At 58.0% G+C, this 18473-nt stretch carries 13 protein-coding genes; 9 read left to right on the forward strand and 4 right to left on the reverse strand.

Translation table 11 applies throughout. The annotated features are described in order from the left end of the window. Window positions 1–199 precede the first annotated feature (199 nt). Window positions 200–1159, forward strand: coding sequence for a MerR family transcriptional regulator (locus tag V8J63_RS25310; protein ID WP_038861127.1), 960 nt, complete (start codon window positions 200–202; stop codon window positions 1157–1159). Window positions 1160–1162: 3 nt separating this feature from the next. Here the strand turns inward: V8J63_RS25310 and V8J63_RS25315 are convergent, their stop codons facing one another. Next, complete coding sequence (locus tag V8J63_RS25315; RefSeq protein ID WP_024011639.1) at window positions 1163–1768, reverse strand: hypothetical protein; 606 nt, start codon at window positions 1766–1768, stop codon at window positions 1163–1165. Window positions 1769–1822: 54 nt separating this feature from the next. Then, on the reverse strand, window positions 1823–2299 hold the full coding sequence (locus V8J63_RS25320) for a PAS domain-containing protein (protein ID WP_125927124.1): 477 nt from the start codon (window positions 2297–2299) through the stop codon (window positions 1823–1825). A gap of 154 nt (window positions 2300–2453) precedes the next feature. Between V8J63_RS25320 and V8J63_RS25325 the strand changes: the two genes are divergently transcribed. From V8J63_RS25325 to V8J63_RS25340, 4 genes are all read left to right on the forward strand, one after another. After that, on the forward strand, window positions 2454–2909 hold the full coding sequence (locus tag V8J63_RS25325) for a flavodoxin (protein ID WP_110646375.1): 456 nt from the start codon (window positions 2454–2456) through the stop codon (window positions 2907–2909). 175 nt (window positions 2910–3084) lie between these two features. Further along, window positions 3085–3867: a class II aldolase/adducin family protein gene (locus V8J63_RS25330; protein WP_130887178.1), complete on the forward strand. Its 783-nt coding sequence runs from the start codon at window positions 3085–3087 to the stop codon at window positions 3865–3867. Continuing rightward, window positions 3867–4769, forward strand: a complete 903-nt coding sequence (locus V8J63_RS25335; RefSeq protein ID WP_336464803.1) for an alpha/beta fold hydrolase — start codon at window positions 3867–3869, stop codon at window positions 4767–4769. Before V8J63_RS25330 ends, V8J63_RS25335 begins: the two co-directional genes overlap by 1 nt. A gap of 152 nt (window positions 4770–4921) precedes the next feature. Beyond that, a complete protein-coding gene (locus V8J63_RS25340; RefSeq protein WP_336464804.1) occupies window positions 4922–5833 on the forward strand; it encodes an SDR family oxidoreductase in 912 nt (303 codons plus the stop codon). A 41-nt stretch (window positions 5834–5874) separates the two neighbouring features. On the opposite strand, the gene V8J63_RS25345 is transcribed toward V8J63_RS25340, so the two are convergent. Further along, on the reverse strand, window positions 5875–6132 hold the full coding sequence (locus tag V8J63_RS25345) for an immunity protein (protein ID WP_122508245.1): 258 nt from the start codon (window positions 6130–6132) through the stop codon (window positions 5875–5877). Further along, window positions 6129–8165, reverse strand: a complete 2037-nt coding sequence (locus V8J63_RS25350; RefSeq protein WP_241668026.1) for an S-type pyocin domain-containing protein — start codon at window positions 8163–8165, stop codon at window positions 6129–6131. The genes V8J63_RS25345 and V8J63_RS25350 overlap by 4 nt, the downstream gene beginning before the upstream one ends. Before the next feature lie 797 nt (window positions 8166–8962). On the opposite strand from V8J63_RS25350, the gene V8J63_RS25355 reads away from it, so the two are divergent. From V8J63_RS25355 to V8J63_RS25370, 4 genes are all read left to right on the forward strand, one after another. Beyond that, complete coding sequence (locus V8J63_RS25355) at window positions 8963–10756, forward strand: DUF1302 domain-containing protein (protein ID WP_038860649.1); 1794 nt, start codon at window positions 8963–8965, stop codon at window positions 10754–10756. Between the two features lie 23 nt (window positions 10757–10779). After that, entirely contained in the window at window positions 10780–12147 is a 1368-nt protein-coding gene (locus tag V8J63_RS25360; protein WP_039759308.1) for a DUF1329 domain-containing protein, read from the forward strand. A 138-nt stretch (window positions 12148–12285) separates the two neighbouring features. Continuing rightward, window positions 12286–14841: a LuxR C-terminal-related transcriptional regulator gene (locus V8J63_RS25365; RefSeq protein ID WP_336464805.1), complete on the forward strand. Its 2556-nt coding sequence runs from the start codon at window positions 12286–12288 to the stop codon at window positions 14839–14841. Window positions 14842–14992: 151 nt separating this feature from the next. Continuing rightward, on the forward strand, window positions 14993–18457 hold the full coding sequence (locus V8J63_RS25370) for a dermonecrotic toxin domain-containing protein (RefSeq protein ID WP_130888943.1): 3465 nt from the start codon (window positions 14993–14995) through the stop codon (window positions 18455–18457). Window positions 18458–18473 lie beyond the last annotated feature (16 nt).

Raw genomic sequence — 18473 nt, forward strand, 5'->3', positions numbered from 1 at the left:
TATTTCGAGCGCGTCGTTCCGGGTAGGAGCTTCGCCTGACGCAGGCCGGGGTAGAGGCCTGCGCTTTACAACAAGCAAGGATTATTCCTGATTTTGTCGATTAAACCAGCCATATTCGTCGCAGATCACTACTTGAAGGTTTCCAGTCCATCATGTTTAAAATGGGATCCAATAAACCGACATGGAAGTTGACCGCCAGATGCCTGTAATCACGGATACTCGCCCGGCCTCAACAGCACCCGGCACGCTCGAACGCGAAGAGCTGTTCCCCATCCGCGAAGTGGCGCGCCTCACCGGCGTCAATCCGGTGACCCTGCGGGCCTGGGAGCGTCGCTACGGATTGATCCAGCCGACCCGCACCGAAAGCGGGCATCGTTTGTATTCCATGAACGATATCGAGCGTGTTCGCAGCATCGTCGACTGGATCGATCGCGGCGTGGCCGTGAGCAAAGTCGGCAAGATCCTGGCGAAAACAGAGCCTCTGAAGGTGCTGGCAAACTTTATCCCCGATGATCATGTGCAGGCCGATTACAAGCAATGGCAGGAGCAGGTTCAGCAGGCGGTCAGTGAGTTCGACGATCAGCAGCTGGATCGCGTCTACGGACAGATTTTCTCGTCGTACACGCTGCCAGTGGTGTTCGAAGCCATCATCATGCCGTTGTGGCGGCAATTGCTGCAGCGCCAGGACGCTTTCGGGCAAACCAGCGAATGGTTGTTTCTCGACGGATTCCTCAGGGCGCGCGTGCTGCAGCGCATCGTCATGCTGCGGGGGGCTCAACCGCGCCGGGTGGTCGTCAGTGCGCTTGCGGGGCAATGCAGAGAGCTTGAGTTGCTGGTCGCGGCGCTGTTTCTCAGTGGCAACGATTCTGGCGTGCGGGTGCTGACCACGGGCCAGCCTTTCGATGAATTGACGCTGGTCTGCGAAAAGGTCAAGCCTGACGCGCTTGTGCTGTTTTCAAACCATGCCCCCGGTCCGGAGCTGCCCCGGCGCCTGAATCGTCTGGCACTGAGTCTGGATTGCCAATTAATGTTGGCCGGCGATGCCTCGGAACTGGCCGAAGACAGCCTGGCCGGTTCATCGGTGGCATGCCTGGGAAATGAGGGCGCGACAATGCGTCAACGCATGAAGCAATTCATGGCAGGCAAACTGGATACCTGAAACTCAGGCGTGAAGGGCGGGGTGGGTCAGGCGATGCTGTTGCAGGATGAACTGGCGCAAGCGCTCGGTTTCGTCGGCATCGGTCTGGCTCAGTTCGTAGGCGAAGAAACCTTGCTCGGTCTCACGCTCGAAATGGCCGCGCAACGAAATGCGCTCATAACCGGAAGGGCTGAACCACAGGGCGAAATGTTTCGGTGGTTTGGTCTTGTTGCGCACTTCCAGCAACACACCTTTGTGCGATACCTCGTGTACCCACAGCGTGCCGGGCTGGCCTTTGGCGTTTTCCAGCGCCACCGGCTCTTCCAGTACCAGGCGCCATGGGCGCACCATCGGGCCGTCTTCGTAGATGCTCGGCACACCGAGACGCAGATGCAGCGCGTGGAACTCGTCTTCCACCAGATGCAGCGGGAAAGTCATCTGTTGATTTTCGAAGTTGGCCTGGATCGTCACCTGCTCGTGAGCAGCCAGACGTGTCAGCAGGTCACGGATCTGCGAGCCACCATTAACCAGCAGACTCGACGTTGCATCCCGCACGTTAAGTTGCGGGTTGTGCTGCATGGTCTGGATGAAATCCAGCTCGTCCTGGGTGAGGAGGGCGTCGCGCTGCATGGCTAACTCGAAGTGAATAGTTACAAAGTCATTGGTGATTGTAGTTAATGACCATCAGTTCGCGGTTTTGTTTGCGCCGTTCGTCGCTTTCAACGCCGCTAGCTCGCTTTGCAGCGCCGCCACTTGTGCTTCCAGCTGCACAACCCGCTGCTGCGCCTTGACCTGAAGCGTTACATCTTTTTGCACGCCGATGAAATAAGTCTGCCCGTCATCGGCATTTTTTATCGTCGACAATGACAATTCGTTCCAGAACGGCGTGCCATCCTTGCGATAGTTGCGCAGGATCTCCCGGCAGGAACCGCCTTCACGCAATGTCTCGCGAATCAGCTGCAGACTTGGTTGATCACGGTCTCCAGCCTGCAAAAAACGACAGTCCTGGTAGAGGATCTCCTCACTGCTATAACCGGTCATGCGCTCGAAGGCAGGGTTGACGTAAATAAGGATGTTGTCCTGCTCGCCTTCCTTTTCAGCGACCACGATTCCGTCATTCGACGCATTAATCACCATTTGCAGCAGGCTGGCGTTGATCATCCGAGAATCCCTTCCGTTATGTCAGTGGCAGGCATTCTAGAAGAAAGCCGCGGACTGTCTATAGGCCAGCAGCTTGCATTGAGAGCCAATCGCAACTTCGCGGCGTGGGGCTGTTACTATCGCGGCTCTTTTTTTCAGTTTCAGGATCAGATTGATGAAAGTCGCCATCCTCTCCGGTTCGGTCTACGGCACCGCCGAAGAAGTCGCCCGCCACGCCCAGAACCTGCTGAAAGCCGCCGGCTTTGAAACCTTCTACAACTCGCGCGCCGCGTTGGCCGATATTCAGGCGTTCGGTCCCGAGGCCCTTCTCGCTGTGACTTCGACCACTGGCATGGGCGAGCTGCCGGACAACCTGCAACCGTTGTATTCGACCCTGCGCGATCAGTTGCCTGCTTCGTTGCGCGGCCTGCCCGGCGCGGTGATCGCCCTCGGTGATGCCAGCTACGGCGACACCTTCTGCGGCGGTGGCGAGCAGATGCGCGAACTGTTTGCCGAACTGGGGGTAAACGAGGTTCAGGAAATGCTGCGCATCGACGCCAGCGAAAGCGTCACGCCGGAAACCGATGCCGAGCCGTGGCTGGCGCAGTTGATTGAAGCGCTCAAGGGCTGATCGCGGGCAATAATCGCTGCACCTTCTAAGCGTTGTTGCATTGCAACGGATCCAGGCTGTTTGCCCGGCTGACTCGTTCAGTCATCAAGCTGGCTGCCAATGCAACTACGCGATGCCCTGCGCCTGACTAGACTGCTGACACGAGCAGAACAAGAAGAACGCAGAGGTGCATACAGTGAGCGTAGCCCCCGTCCAATCGTCGCCGAACGTCAAAGATCAGGTCAGCGCTGCCGAGTGGCAGACCCGCGTCGATCTTGCCGCCTGTTACCGTCTGGTCGCGCTGCACGGCTGGGACGATCTGATCTTCACGCATATCTCGGCCAAGGTGCCCGGCACCGAAGATTTCCTGATCAATCCGTTTGGCCTGATGTTTCATGAGATCACCGCTTCGAGCCTGGTGAAAGTCGATCAGGCCGGCAACAAACTCATGGACAGCCCGTACGAGATCAACCCCGCCGGTTACACCATTCACAGCGCCGTCCACGAAGTGCGCCACGATGTGGTTTGCGTGCTGCATACGCACACTGCGTCAGGCGTTGCGGTGTCGGCGCAAAGGCAGGGGGTGCTGCCGATCAGTCAACAGTCACTGTTTGTGTTGTCGAGCCTGGCCTATCACGCCTACGAGGGCGTGGCCCTGAGTCATGAAGAAAAGGCGCGCCTGCAAGCCGACCTCGGCGACAACAGTTTCCTCATGCTGCACAACCACGGTCTGCTCACCTGCGGCGGCACGATCGCCGACACTTTTCTGATGATGTTCACCTTCCAGCGAGCCTGCGACATTCAGGTCATGGCGCAGACGGGAGGGGCCGAACTGATCGCTATCGAACCGCAGATTCTCGCCGGCGCCAAGGCAATGATTGCCGGCGTCACCAAAAGCGCTCAAGGCATGGGCGGCGCGCTGGCGTGGCCGGCGCTGCTGCGCAAACTCGACCTGCAGGATCCGGGGTATAAATTCTAATGCCGCTCGCCGAGATTCCTCTGAGTGTCTGGCGCAAGCGCAGCCGGACATTCGTTTTTCATGGCCAGTCGATCCGCTACTGGACAGTCGGGCAGGGTGAACCGTTGCTGTTGATTCACGGTTTCCCCACTGCCAGTTGGGATTGGCATTACCTGTGGCAGCCACTGGCGCAGCGTTATCAGGTGATCGCCTGCGACATGCTCGGTTTCGGCGATTCGGCAAAACCGCGCAATCACACCTATAGCCTGCTGGAACAGGCCGATCTGCAACAGGCACTGCTCGCGCATCTGCAGGTTGAACAAGCGGTGCACATCCTCGCTCACGACTACGGCGACAGCGTCGCTCAGGAACTGCTCGCGCGGCATTACGAAAAACGCATCGAAGTTGCCAGTTGCGTATTCCTTAATGGCGGTCTGTTTCCGGAAACCCATCGTCCGCTGCTGATGCAGAAACTGCTGCTCAGCCCGATTGGCTGGCTGCTTGGCCGCGCCTTCAGCCGTGAGGCGTTGGTCAAAGGTTTCCGGCAGATCTTCGGCGCGCAGACCCAGCCATCTGAAAGCGAACTGGATGATTACTGGAGCCTGGTCGACAGCAACCATGGCCCGCGCATCCTGCATAAATTGATCACTTACATCCCCGAGCGCCGGGTGCAACGTGAGCGCTGGGTGACGGCCATGCAGCAGGGTGACATTCCCTTGCGGGTGATCGATGGCGCATTTGACCCGATCTCCGGCGTGCACATGGTCGAGCGATATCGCGAACTGATCCCTGATGCAGACACCGTGCTCTTACCCGGCATCGGCCACTATCCGCAAACCGAGGTGCCGGCGCTGGTGCTCAAGCACTATCTGGCGTTTCGCGATCGTCTGGTATTGCCTCCGCGCAAAGTGGCTTACTCCTGATTCTCGCCGAGAGCACGGGCTCTCGGCGTCCTGACACTCGATCATCCCTCAGCCTTATCGCGCACCATTCAGCCGCAGCCGTGTTCGTTGTGACCCAAAGCGCCGTGCCTGACACTCGGGGCAATATCCCTTGGCCTGCTGGAGTTGCCGCGATGAATGAACCTGTGCGTTTCGAAGATAAAGTCGTGATTGTCACCGGCGCCGGTGGCGGCCTCGGGCGTGCCCATGCGCTGCTGTTCGCCAGGCACGGCGCCAAAGTGCTGGTCAACGATCTCGGTGGCTCGACGCAGGGCGAGGGCGCCAATGCTTCGGCTGCCGACCGCGTAGTGGCGGAAATCCGCGAGGCCGGCGGTATTGCCGAAGCCAACCACGACTCGGTGACTGACGGCGACAAACTGGTACAGAACGCCCTCGATGCCTTCGGCCGCGTCGACGTCGTGGTGAACAACGCCGGGATCCTGCGCGACAAGTCATTTCACAAGATGGACGACGCCGACTGGGATCTGGTCTATCGCGTCCACGTCGACGGCGCCTACAAAGTTACCCGTGCCGCCTGGCCGCATTTGCGCGAGCAAAACTACGGCCGCGTGATTTTCACTGCGTCGACTTCTGGCATTTACGGCAATTTCGGTCAGTCCAACTACGGCATGGCCAAACTCGGGCTGTACGGGTTGACCCGAACGCTGGCGATCGAAGGGCGCAAGAACAACATTCTGGTCAACGCCATCGCCCCGACCGGCGGCACGCGCATGACCGAGGGCCTGATCCCGCCGCAAGTATTCGAGCAACTGAAGCCGGAACTGGTCAGCCCGCTGGTGGTGTATCTGGCCAGCGAGCAATGCCAGGAAACGTCCGGCCTGTTCGAAGTCGGCGGCGGCTGGATGGGCAAGGTGCGCTGGGAACGCAGCCTCGGTGCCGGCTTCGATCCGCGCGAAGGGTTCTCGCCAGAGGATGTGGCGGCGCACTGGCAGCAGATTTGTGATTTCGAAGGCGCGGCGCATCCGAAGGACAATATTGAAGCATTGAAGGAAATGATGGCGAATTTGCAGAAGTATTCGATTTGAGTGAAGAGGCCACCAGGCTCAGGCTTGGTGGCCTCGTGAATTCATGAGTATCTACGTTCAGTAATAAACTTCGGCGCCTTCCAATTTGGTCCCTTGATTGGAATTGGACCATCACCATTTGCCAGCACGCCTTCTTTGAAAAGTTGTGCATATGTCGTTAATAGCTCGCCGCTCGCGATAAGCTCGAATTTATATCGCCCAATCATTCTATCCAAGGATGGGTATGCCATGCCGATGCCGAAAGCCGTCAGTACATCAGCAATTGGTTCGTGCTTGAGGATTTCTTCGATAGGAATCATTGGCCTGTTCCTTTAAGCAATTGTTCATATATGCGTTGCATTTGCTTGTTTCCCGCCCGCAGCGCGTCAGGTGAATAAAGGACATGATCCTCGCTTCCGAGCTTGAAGTCCTCCAGCGTGGCGGTATGGGCATTATTCCAGGCGGGAGATCCGTTTTCGGGCTTGAAGTCATCGCTAAGTCCCATTGCTCGAAATCTTTCCAGTTCACGAATCTCATGGGTGTAATAACGTAAGTCCGTATCAGTAAGCTCCCAGTGGCCGCTTAAGATCTTTTCCAGCCGCTGAATCATGATGTCGTTGGCGTCTGATTGATCGAGCCGACCGATGTGCAGTTTTACCAAGTCTATACCTGACTTTGTAATAACCGCCGTACGCCAATCCAGATCGAGAATCGCTCCTCCCGCCGCCTCTGGATTGAAGTAGCGGCCGCTGTATTTGCCTCTGACTGAAGCTCCTTCATAGGGATTGCTGAACACCACATACAGCGGTGCAATCCCGGAGTCATCAGGGAATACGATAATGAATCTCTCCCAGCCTTCGACGAGGATCGGGTTCAGGTCCAGTCGCCCTTCAAGCGGAAGAATCGGAGCCCCCGAGTACGCGGATGGTCTTTTCCCAAAGATGGGCAATTCAGTCGAGCTGTCTTGCGGTGAAATGGCGGGCGTCCATGTCAGGAAGTCAGTGGGAGAATCCGGTAACGCGACTTCATAAACATCATTGAGCGAGTCATACGCCGCATTCAGGACAGGGATGCTTGAGCGAATATGAAAGTCATCGTTGGTCGCAACAAAGATTTGTACACCGGCATCGATTTGCCGGGCGCCCAAGCCGATATGCATCTCAAATATGCCCCGTTGATCGGCAATTTCACGCAATGCTCCCGCGGGCTCCGACGATAATTCAGCAAGTGGAACGCTCACCACAAACCGCTCGCCGTTGCCCAAGCGTGATGGCATGAGCAGCGCCGCAAACCCGACCAATGCCGGACTGCTCAACAGCGCGGGGCCGCCCGCTTCGAGTGTATGCAGGGCGGTACGCAGCGCTGCGAGAATTGACGAGGATTTTTCCGGACTCAGTACAGCAGCGACTGACGCAAATGAAAAAGCCGGACCAGTCGTTGCCTGCGCGCCGGATGCGGGAAATTCACGCTGAGTTTCGGGTGTTTCCACCCGCTGATCGCGCGATTGCTTTTCGCGTTCAGCCTGGAGGTTCTCTCTCTGGCGCTGAGCCTCTGCCAGTGCCTCCAACTGAGCGCGCTCCGCTGCCTGTTGTCGTTGCGCAGCTCGCGCCGCAAGCCTTGCTTGTTCTGACTCCAGACGCCTTGCTTCTGTCCTTGCCGCCTGTTGAATGCGCGCACGGATTCGTTGTCGCTTGGCCTCGGCGACTGCCATTTGGCGCTTTTGCTCGGCATCTGTTTGCGCTACCTGCTCCCGGCGCATCGCTTCGGCAATGTCACGCTGGCGCTGTTGCTCAGCGGCAATGCGGGCACGTTCTGCAGCTTGGCGTTGCGCCTCTGCCGCTGCCGCCTGGGCCTGTTCCTGGGCTTGTACGGTGGCCAGCCAATTGAGTACGCCAGCCTGTTGCTGGTTGAGCAGCGCCAATGTCTGGCCCAGCAGCCGCGCTTCGTGGGCGGCCCGAAAGGACTCGCTCCACAACGCTCTGCTGCGGACCGCTGCGCCCTGCGCGCGCCGATTGGCCGATGCCTGATTCAGGTAATCCTTGAAGGTTTTTCCCAGTGGATCGCTGCCATAAAAGCGGTTGGCGATGGCAGTCTGCCGTTGAAACTCGGCGCTCTTGCGTTGAATCAAGGTGTTCCTGACGCCCACTTCGCGGGCCAGTGCTGCGGCCGGTGGCAGAGGATTGGTCGGTCCTTCCAGCCTGGTTGCCGCCAGTTCGACCTCAATGGTTTGGGGAATCGAGGCGGTTCTTGCGTTGAATTCCTGTTCCACGGCGACTTGCGTTTCATGCATCAATTCACGCGTCTGCGGATTGGCGCCGGCAGGGCCGAACATGCCGCTGTAGGAGTAATTCATGTCGCGTTCTTTGAATGGTTCGAAGCCATCAGGACCGAATTCCCTGATATGTACTGGATCCAGTTCTAAAGGTGGAGGCTTTGGCATATTCATGTCCTTTTGAATGTGCGTTTTCACTCGCTCGAAAAGTGCGCACGGGTGGCGATGACGTCCGTGTCACCAGCGAATGGTTGAGGTGTTTCAAGTTACCTCAGAGTGGCGGTAATCAAATCCGAGAAGCCCGTCAGTAACAGGGCGTTATGTCGAAAGGGTTTTCACGGGTTTTTATCGATGCAGAGGGTATTCATCCGAGCTTCGAAGAAATGTCCGACGCGCTGATCGGAAGCGTTACCGAACCGCTATCCAGCCTTTTTAAACGCCCATAAAAAAGGCCGCTGCAAACGCAGCGGCCAAGGTAAGACGTTGGATCAAGGAGCTACAAATCAACGTCAGTGAACAGCGGGGCGGTAAACCGAAAACATCGATTTATCCAGAATCTGTAGCCAGTCGCTCGCGATTCAGCGGAGCGGGCTTCGCGCTTTGCGGCGTGTGCCGGGAAAGCGCGCTCAGAATAAGGTCTCAAGCCTGTAGGAAAAATACCGATTCCAGACATGCACTGTTACGGGGCGCGCAACAGTGAGGTGCCCATGAATGGCGCTGATGATGCGCCATCCAGCCAACCCATGAACCTCTCAAGGCCCCACCGCGCAAGGCCATTCATCCTTTCGAGCGACAACGCAAATACCTCCTTGGTGCGCTTATCGACCGCAGCGACCGGCAGTAGGGTGGGGCCTTCTGTCACTCACCGGGGAAGACGCATGACAAAAACAACAATGCGCGCCATCTTCACACCGCAGGCGCTGGCCGCTGCGGTGGCTCTGGGTTGCGGCGCCCAGGCGCACGCGGTCGCCTTCAACATCGGCGAAATCGAAGGCACCTTCGACTCGTCACTCTCGGTCGGCGCGAGCTGGGGCCTGCGCGATGCCGACAGTTCGCTGGTCGGCACGGTCAATGGCGGCAGCGGACAATCGTCCACCGGTGATGACGGGCGGCTGAATTTCAAGAAGGGCGAAACCTTCTCGAAAATCTTCAAGGGTATCCACGACCTCGAACTGAAGTACGGCGATACCGGCGTGTTCGTGCGGGGCAAATACTGGTACGACTTCGAACTCAAGGACGAAGACCGCGAGTTCAAACAGATCAGCGACAGCGGCCGCAAGGAAGGCGCCAAGTCTTCCGGCGCGCAGATCCTCGATGCCTTCGTCTATCACAACTATGCCATCGCCGATCTGCCGGGCACCGTGCGGGCCGGCAAGCAGGTGGTGAGCTGGGGCGAAAGTACCTTCATCGGCAACTCGATCAACAGCATCAACCCGGTCGACGTCTCGGCATTCCGCCGTCCCGGTGCCGAGATCAAGGAAGGCCTGATTCCGGTGAACATGCTGTTCGGTTCGCAGAGCCTGACCGACAAACTTTCGGTCGAAGGCTTCTACCAACTGGAGTGGGACCAGACCGTTCTCGACAACTGCGGCACCTTCTTTGGCGTCGACGTCGCGGCGGACGGTTGCAACAACGGCTACACCGTCGGCAGCCCAGCGGTGGCGCCACTGGTGCCGCTGACCACCGCGTTCGGCCAAGGCATTCAGGTCACCCGCGAGGGCGTGGTGATCCCCCGTGGCGGTGATCGCGATGCGCGCGATTCCGGGCAGTGGGGCACGGCGCTGCGCTGGCTCGGCGAAGACACCGAGTACGGCCTCTACTTCATGAACTACCACAGCCGTACGCCGACGGTCGGCACCACCACGGCGGGGCTGTCGACACTGGCGGCATTGCCAGGCATGGTCGGCATTGCCAACGGCCTCGCGCCTGGCAGCGGTGCGGGGCTGGCGCAAAGCGTGATGCTCGGGCGCGGTCAGTACTATCTCGAATACCCGGAAGACATTCGCCTGTACGGCGCGAGTTTTTCCACCACGCTGCCCACCGGCACCGCGTGGACCGGTGAGGTCAGCTACCGGCCGAACGCGCCGGTGCAGGTCAACACCAACGATCTCACCCTGGCGTTGGTCAACCCGATTGCCGGCGGCACCGCATCGCCACTCGCGACTTCGCCGGGTGCGGACAACAAAGGCTACCGGCGCAAGGAAGTCACGCAAATCCAGAGCACCCTCACACACTTCTTCGATCAGGTGCTCGGCGCCGAACGCTTGACCGTGGTCGGCGAAGCAGCGGTGGTGCATGTCGGTGGTCTGGAGTCCCGCAGTGAGCTGCGTTACGGCCGTGATTCGGTCTACGGTCAGTACGGATTCGGCGGCGATACCGACGGCTTCGTCACCTCGACTTCGTGGGGCTATCGCGCCCGGGCGATTCTCGATTACGCCAACGTCATCGGCGGGATCAACCTCAAGCCCAACCTGTCGTGGTCCCATGACGTCGCCGGTTACGGCCCCAACGGTCTGTTCAACGAAGGTGCGAAAGCCATCAGCTTCGGCGTCGATGCCGACTACCGCAACACCTACACCGCAAGCCTGAGTTACACCGACTTTTTCGGTGGCGACTACAACGTCCTCGAAGACCGTGACTTCGTGGCCCTGAGCTTCGGCGTGAACTTCTGATCTGCCCGAGAAGGATGACTGCAATGCGCAAAACGATTCTGCAATGTGGCGTGCTGGCCTTGAGTCTGCTGGCGGCCAACGTGATGGCGGCGGTGTCGCCGGATGAGGCGAACAAACTCGGCACCAGCCTGACCCCGCTCGGCGCCGAGAAGGCCGGCAATGCGGACGGTTCGATTCCGGCCTGGACCGGCGGCATCCCGAAAAACGCCGGTGCGGTGGACAGCAAGGGCTTCCTCGCCGACCCGTTTGCCAACGAAAAACCGTTGTTCACCATCACCGCCGCGAACGTCGAGCAGTACAAAAGCAAGCTCTCCGATGGCCAGGTGGCGATGTTCAAACGCTACCCGGAAACCTACAAGATCCCGGTCTACCCGACCCACCGCACCGTGGGGGCGCCAGCGGAAATCTACGAGTCGGCCAAGCGCAGCGCGCTCAACGTCAACGCGATCAACGATGGCAACGGCCTGGCCAATTTCACCGGCAATCGCTACTACGCCTTCCCGATTCCGAAGAACGGCGTCGAGGTGTTGTGGAACCACATCACCCGTTATCACGGTGGCAATCTGCGGCGGATCATCACCCAGGTCACGCCGCAGACCAACGGCAGCTACACGCCGATCCGCTTCGAAGAAGAGATCGCCGTGCCGCAACTGATGAAAGACATCGACCCGGAAAAAGCCGCCAACGTGCTGACCTTTTTCAAGCAATCGGTGACCGCCCCGGCGCGGTTGGCCGGTAACGTGCTGCTGGTGCACGAAACCCTCGATCAGGTGAAGGAACCGCGTCTGGCGTGGATCTATAACGCCGGTCAACGCCGCGTACGTCGGGCGCCGCAAGTGGCCTATGACGGCCCGGGTACAGCGGCCGATGGCCTGAGGACTTCCGACAACTTCGACATGTTCTCCGGCGCGCCGGATCGCTATGACTGGAAACTGGTTGGCAAGAAGGAAATGTACATTCCCTACAACAGCTACAAACTCGACTCGCCGAAGCTCAAGTACGACGACATCGTCAAGGCCGGGCATATCAATCAGGACCTGACCCGTTACGAACTGCACCGCGTCTGGGAAGTGATCGGCACGGTGAAACCGAACGAACGGCACATTTACGCCAAGCGCCACATGTACATCGACGAGGACAGCTGGCAAGTGGCACTCGCCGATCACTACGACGGTCGCGGGCAACTGTGGCGCGTCGCCGAAGGTCACGCGCAGTACTACTACGATCATCAGGCCCAGGCTTACACGCTGGAAGCGCTCTACGACATCATTGCCGGCCGCTACATTGCGTTGGGCATGAAGAACGAAGAAAAGCACAGCTTCGAATTCGGCTTTGAAGCCAAGGCCGCCGATTACACCCCGTCGGCTCTGCGCGCCGAGGGCGTACGCTAACGGCTCCGCTATACCGCTGGACAAAAGGCGACCGCACGGTCGCCTTTTTTATGGCCATCGATCAGCGTGCTGAATACTCGTCAACAAGGGCGCGGGAGAGGGCTAGGGTGAGCGCACAACGATAAGAAGGCTCACCCGATGACCGCCATGACCCCGTGCCTGGATCGACCCGGATTTTTGCCCAGGCTTTCTTCGCATCATCAACCTCGCAGCCGTTTGAGCGCACCTTTGCTGGCATCCAGCGCGCGGGTGAAGCTGTTGTGCGCGCCCGCGGGCAGTGGCAAAACCGCACTGCTCACCGAATGTCTTCTTCAGGCGCGTGCAGAGTGCGAGGCCATCTGGCTGCCGCTGGCGGGAGCGGCGCTCAGCACTGAAGAATTCTGCCTGCGTCTGACGCGGGCGCTCGGGCTGGTCGAAGGCCTTGACGATACGCAACTGATGGCGGAGCTGGCCCATTGGTCGAGGCCGACTTCGCTGTTTATCGACGATTACAGTCGTCTGCCGGATCCGGCTGTGGACGCGCTGCTGGATCGCTTGCTGGCGGTCAGCAGTCCGGCGCTCACCTGGTGGGTCAGCACTCGGCGCCGGCCGCAGTGCAACTGGCCGCGGCTGTTGCTCGATGACGAACTCTACGAATTCGAAAGCGCCAGCCTGGCGCTGACTCACGATGAAGTGGTATCGGTGCTGCACCATTTGCCGCCAGACCAGGCGGAGCGTGTCGCTGCCCGTATCATCCAGCGTACCGGCGGCTGGTGCGCGGGGGCGCGCATGGCGCTCCTGCAAAAGTGCGACTGGTCGCAAAACCTGCAGCCGCAGCAGCGTGTCGACACTCTGCTCGATTATCTGCAGCACGAACTCTTCAGCAACCTGACGCCGGAGCAGGACGAGGCATGGCGTGTGCTGGCTCATCTGCCACGGTTCAACGCGCCGTTATGCGAGCATTTGTTCGGCCCTGGCGAAGGCGCTCAGTTGCTGCGTGATCTGCAAGTGCTGGGCTGCTTCATCGAGCCTTGGCAAGCGTCCGCTGACTGGCTCCAGGTGTTCCGCCCGCTGTCGCGAATCATCCAGGAATCGCATTGGCCGTGTGCGCGTTCCTGGCACCGGCGCGCCTGTCAGTGGTTCAGCGCGACGCAGGATTGGCGAGCGGCGTTCGAACAAGCGTTGTTGGCCGAGGAATACGAAACTGCCGTCAGCCTGTTGCAGCATTTCAGCTTCGAAGACTTGTTCGAAGACCAGACGGTCGTCCTGCTGTTGCGTTTGCACGAGCAGCAAAGCCAGCAGCTGACCCTGATGACACCCCAGCTGATCGTGCTGGTCACGGGCGCCTTATTGTTTGCCGGCCGGTTCGAACAGGCCGGGCAATGCCTGGCTCATCTCGGCCGCTTCATGCCACAACCGACAGCGCAGCTGGAGCAGCAACTGCTGGCCCGCTGGCAGGCGCAACAGGGATGGCTGTTTCACCTGCAAGGGCAAATGGAGCCGGCACGCGCCTGCTTTCAGGAGGCGTTGTCCGCACTGGCTGACGATGCCTGGCAGGCCCGTGTGATGTGCTTGTCGGGACTGACCCAGCAGGCGTTGCTGTGCGGTGAGCTCGATCAGGCCCATGCCCTCAACCGCGAGGCGCTGTGCCTGGCGCGGGCTCACGGCTCGTTGCTGTTCGAAGGCTTGCTTGAGCTTGACCATGCGCAATGGCTCGAGCAGCGAGGCGCGCCTTTGCGTGCGGAAAGCCTGCTGGTGGAGATCGAGCACTTGCTGCGTCAACGCAGCATGGTGCCCACGCCGCTGCTCGGCCGTATCGCCCTGCGACGCGGACGACTGGCGCTGTGCATGGGCCTTGAAGAGCAGGCTGCGCAGCTGTTCAGCCAAGGCCTTGAAGATTGCCTGCGCAGTGCAGACAAACGAGTCTTGTATGGTTATCTGGGGCAGGCGCAACTGGCCGGCAATCGCGGCGATTATGCCTGCGCTTTCGAACGCCTGCGCGAGGCCGAAAGGGTCATGCAGCAGCGGCAGATTCCCGATACGGTCTATCGCGGTGTTGTGTTGCAGGTCAGCAGCCAGTTCTGGTTGCAGCAGGGCCGACCGCATCTTGTCCAAGAAGCGTTGAGCCGACTGTTACGGCATTACCGGGGACCTTCTGCGTTGCAGGCGCCACCCGCGACGTTCGAACTGATTATTCGCATCGAATACCTGCTGGCCTGCGCGAATGCGCAATCGATCCCTGACGAAACCGCTCTGCCCACCATTGAACGATTGCTGAAACGCGCTCAGGCCAAAGGCATGTTGGCGGCGGAAACGGAGTTGCTGCTGGCCTTCGCCCAGTTGGCCGAATTGCACGGTGACACGGTGGCGGCGCAGCAAGCTTTCCAGCGAGCCGCAATGCTGGCGGAGCGCTGCCGGTTGCAGCAAGCCATGCGCGAGTGGGAATTACGCCGAGGCAGCGCCGGCACGGCGTCTGGCAAGCAGATTCCTGTCTGGCTGAGCGATAACGCTGATCATGCCCCAGGCCTCAGTCGACGCGAGCGCGAAGTGCTGGCATTGATTGCTCAGGGTGCTTCGAATCAGCAGGTTGCCGAACAACTGTTTATTTCATTGCATACAGTAAAAACCCATGCGCGGCGTATTAACGGAAAGTTGGGTGTGGAGCGCAGAACTCAAGCGGTGGCAAAAGCAAAGTTGATGGGGATACTGATTTAGGTTGTGATGTTTTGCAGTACAAAAGATTGCATGTGTTTGTTGGCATGTTTTGTAAATTGTTCTCCCTTCAAGTTGCCTGAAAAAGAAACTACCTTGCAACTATCTACAGTGGCTGTGTTCGCAGCTCTGGATAGTCAAGTAAGGAAAAGATGTGGTCAAGTTATATAAAAGTCTGATGCGTGGTTCTTTGGGTGAGCAAGTTACCTGGCCTGAAGAGTGGGAAAAGGCAATCCAGGCAAAAGAAGATCTTTTCAAGATCGTCGACGCCATGCCGAGCGTGCTGGATATTCTTCGCAGCATGCTTGACAGTGAATTGAAGCGTTTGGGCAAGATAATCGATATCGACAATGTTTACATCAATACGGACTCGGCTTTTCCCGATAATGGAAGTCGTCCTTCTGGCACTCTTTGGGAAGTGACTGTTCATTGTCTTGATAATAATGTCAGCCCCGCTTACATAATGGGCGGTGATGGGGTTTATTCTCTGCCGGACACCCGGAATGAGCAGTTCAAGGTCAATGCTCTCAATGTCCTTATTGTCGAGGATCTGATTGCTGCGGTGACCACCGGGTTGCAAAAGACATTGCAAACCGAGATCGCAAAGTTCTGGGCGGCGCCAGTCAGGTCCATGCGACCGGACACGGCACCGTTGTCCAATAAGCAGGCTTTCATCGAAGCCTGCGCCGTGGTCACCAGTGCAGAGCTTTCGCTGTCGGTCATGGCCAACAATTTTGACGCCTGGTTGGGCGAGCGATTCGCTCATCTGCTCGACGCAGATGGCGGTCGCGCAGCGTTTGAAGTCAGGCTGCAACCTGAACGGGATTACCTGCTGTCGCTTCAGCCTTGTTTCGTTCTGGACAACGCCGAGCGTGCGGATGCAGAAATGCCGCTGGTGAATGAGTCAACCTCTTATCTCCTGCATACGCCGGAGAACGGCTTTGAATTTTTTGAAAAAAATATCGATCTGCATAGCAAACTTCAGCAGCGACTGTCCCTGGGTGGAGAACAGATCAGGTATCTGAAAGCTGCGCAAAGTCCTCATGCGTTTTGTGCCGAGGCTCACCTCAAAGGTCAGCTTGAAAGTGTTTCACTCTTGATCGGCGGCCAGGAACAACTGGCAAAACCGCTGACTTCCATGCTGCAGGACAATCAAGGCCTGCATGTGCTGCGTTACGGCATCGAAACCCGCTTCTATCTGCTTTGGGCTGCATTGAAACGCACCGACTGGCCGCTATGGCTGCATGCCGCGGGTAGCGATATGCAACAGCGCTATAGCGAGCTTGAAGAGTCGCGGGATCAATACCAGGCTGTCTACTCAAACACCTTCGATGCCTGTTTTTCATTCAAGGATTATGTAGTGCGCACATTCGCCGAATGGGCGGACAGGGTACTTGGTGAACAACTGGATCCGGAATCGATAAGTGTCCATAGCTCGTACAGTCTGCAAATTGCCGGGCGTACTATCGAACAGGAAGAAACCCGGACGCTGACGGAGTTTATTGTTTTCGGGCTGCACGACACTGGTTATAAAGCGGCTCTGACTATCATCGGCGCTCCTGCCGGAAGTCGGCTGACGGCAGTAGCGCTTGAACAGTGGCTGGAAAATCGTAACCTGCGACTGGAATTTACCGGCAGTCTTGCATACTCGCCCTCGGTGGCTTACCAGGAGGCTTATCGCAACTATCTCTGCAGTCAGATGGAGTTCGCGGCTTTTGTTGCTCGTCACTCCGGGAAACTGGATTCCACTGATGCCAATATCATCGCGCGGGCCATGGCCAATGATCCTGCGGTGACTATTCAGGGGTTGAAAATCAGACTGCAAGCGCCAGCGCTGAAAGACGTTCTGATGATTTCGGCCAAAGAATACGTGCCGTCGCTGATGCTGGTCAAAACAGCTGGAGGACAATTCGAACTGCAGAAATTTCCCGATATCTACGCCGCGAACCGCTGGCTGGAGTCGGCATTGTCGGCGGATCGTGAATACGCCGCATTGATGATCCATCCCGACTACCTGCAAGAGGCGGGTGAGTTGCTTGGCAGCGCTGGCACTCAACTGAGCTATCGCTACACGATTGATAGCCGGCCGGTCGATTTTTATCTGAACGCCAAAGCACCGTTGGCGGACTACGCGAATGTCGCCTACCGAGCCGAAGTTGCCCTGCACAAAGCCATTGCACCGGCCGGTTATCGCGCGCTTGGCTTCGAGGGCCGCAAGCGCTATTCGCGTCTGTGCACCGAATTCAAGGCACTGTCCATGGTTGAGGCGCGAGACAATGGTTTTCCGACATTCGAGCAATTCACTTACGACTCGGTGAAAGCTCAGATCGAAGACATTTTGCGTTCGCGTGGCAGTTACGTTTCGGTCAATCCCGACCAGATCATTGTGCAAACCGAAGACTTTCGTAAGAGCGTTACCGACGTTTTGCTTGAAGGACTCGCTTTTGAAGCGGCGCATCCAGCCTACGAAACGAAATTCAGCCCGAAATACTATTTGGTCAACGGCCATCCCATCGTTGAAAAACTGGATATCCGCGACCTTTCCTCGCTGTCGAAAACATTCCGACCCGGCGACAGATATACCGCGATGCTGAAAGAGCAATATCAGAACAAGGCGCATCCTGATTACTCATTCAAACGCGCTGTACACGCCCGGAAAATCCGCTGTGAGATGTACCGCAATGCATTTGCCGACTATACCAACGGCAGATTAACCACTGAATCTTTCTCTGCTGTCCAACGGATTATCGACAATCTGAAAGAAGGTGGCGGCTATCCATCAATCGTCAATAGCGTCTCCGAAGGCGACATCGGGCTGTATAAATTCAACATCGGCACGCTGGGTCTGACGGCTGCCGGTGACCGTACAGTTGGCGGCGTTTATATTTTTCGACTGAAGTTATCGTCAGGTTTCTTCGACTTGCTCTATACGCCTGACGCGCCGGATCAAGTCAGCTTCCGGCCGATCGCTGATTTCATTCCTTCGATTCGTTTTCGCAAAGGCCCGTTCAGGACCTACTACAGCGAGCGGATACTGCTGGTTGACCAGAAAGTGATCAATGATTACTTCGATAATCTGGTCGCAACGGTTGATACCCGACCGGTCATTCGCACGCAGCAGCGTTCGTTACTGCCCGATCTGTTCACTTTCCACGACGAGCGAGTGCGCCGTGTATTGAGTGACATCGACGAACGGACCACCAGTCTCAATGAAATAATTGCCGCCCTGGTTTATGAAAACCTGTTGAAGGCCGCAAACATCGTCAGCCTGGTGGTGCCACCCGTAGGCACTGTGGTGGTGGCTGTGCAGGTGATGAAAAGCATCTACGACGCGTCGCAGTCGCACCGACGGGGTGATTATTCCGCCGCGCTGGGGCATGTGCAGGATGTATTGAGCGGACTGCTGACATTGGGTCAGGCTGCAGCGGCGGGGGCGCCGGTTAAAGAACTTACCCGTGCGCAACGCTCATTTCTAAGTCTGTTTGAAGACGCCCGCACGGTCGCGGAACTCGTCACGTATTACACCGGCCATGAAGACCCCGCCGATGAGCTGATCGGTTTCTTCAAGTCACTGATGCAAGAGGGTGACAGCGCATTGAGCAAGACCACGGTGCGTTGAGTCGTTTCGAGCGCAC

Origin of the sequence: Pseudomonas sp. CCNWLW23 (genome assembly GCF_037095675.1) — a bacterium.
Lineage (GTDB): Bacteria > Pseudomonadota > Gammaproteobacteria > Pseudomonadales > Pseudomonadaceae > Aquipseudomonas > Aquipseudomonas atacamensis.

Excerpts from the sequence above, each read along its gene's own strand:
- V8J63_RS25310 (WP_038861127.1), top strand. The coding sequence starts at position 200 with ATGCCTGTAATCACGGATACTCGCCCGGCCTCAACAGCACCCGGCACG.
- V8J63_RS25315 (WP_024011639.1), bottom strand. The coding sequence starts at position 1,768 with ATGCAGCGCGACGCCCTCCTCACCCAGGACGAGCTGGATTTCATCCAG.
- V8J63_RS25320 (WP_125927124.1), bottom strand. The coding sequence starts at position 2,299 with ATGATCAACGCCAGCCTGCTGCAAATGGTGATTAATGCGTCGAATGAC.
- V8J63_RS25325 (WP_110646375.1), top strand. The coding sequence starts at position 2,454 with ATGAAAGTCGCCATCCTCTCCGGTTCGGTCTACGGCACCGCCGAAGAA.
- V8J63_RS25335 (WP_336464803.1), top strand. The coding sequence starts at position 3,867 with ATGCCGCTCGCCGAGATTCCTCTGAGTGTCTGGCGCAAGCGCAGCCGG.
- V8J63_RS25340 (WP_336464804.1), top strand. The coding sequence starts at position 4,922 with ATGAATGAACCTGTGCGTTTCGAAGATAAAGTCGTGATTGTCACCGGC.
- V8J63_RS25345 (WP_122508245.1), bottom strand. The coding sequence starts at position 6,132 with ATGATTCCTATCGAAGAAATCCTCAAGCACGAACCAATTGCTGATGTA.
- V8J63_RS25350 (WP_241668026.1), bottom strand. The coding sequence starts at position 8,165 with ATGAATTACTCCTACAGCGGCATGTTCGGCCCTGCCGGCGCCAATCCG.
- V8J63_RS25355 (WP_038860649.1), top strand. The coding sequence starts at position 8,963 with ATGACAAAAACAACAATGCGCGCCATCTTCACACCGCAGGCGCTGGCC.
- V8J63_RS25360 (WP_039759308.1), top strand. The coding sequence starts at position 10,780 with ATGCGCAAAACGATTCTGCAATGTGGCGTGCTGGCCTTGAGTCTGCTG.
- V8J63_RS25365 (WP_336464805.1), top strand. The coding sequence starts at position 12,286 with ATGACCGCCATGACCCCGTGCCTGGATCGACCCGGATTTTTGCCCAGG.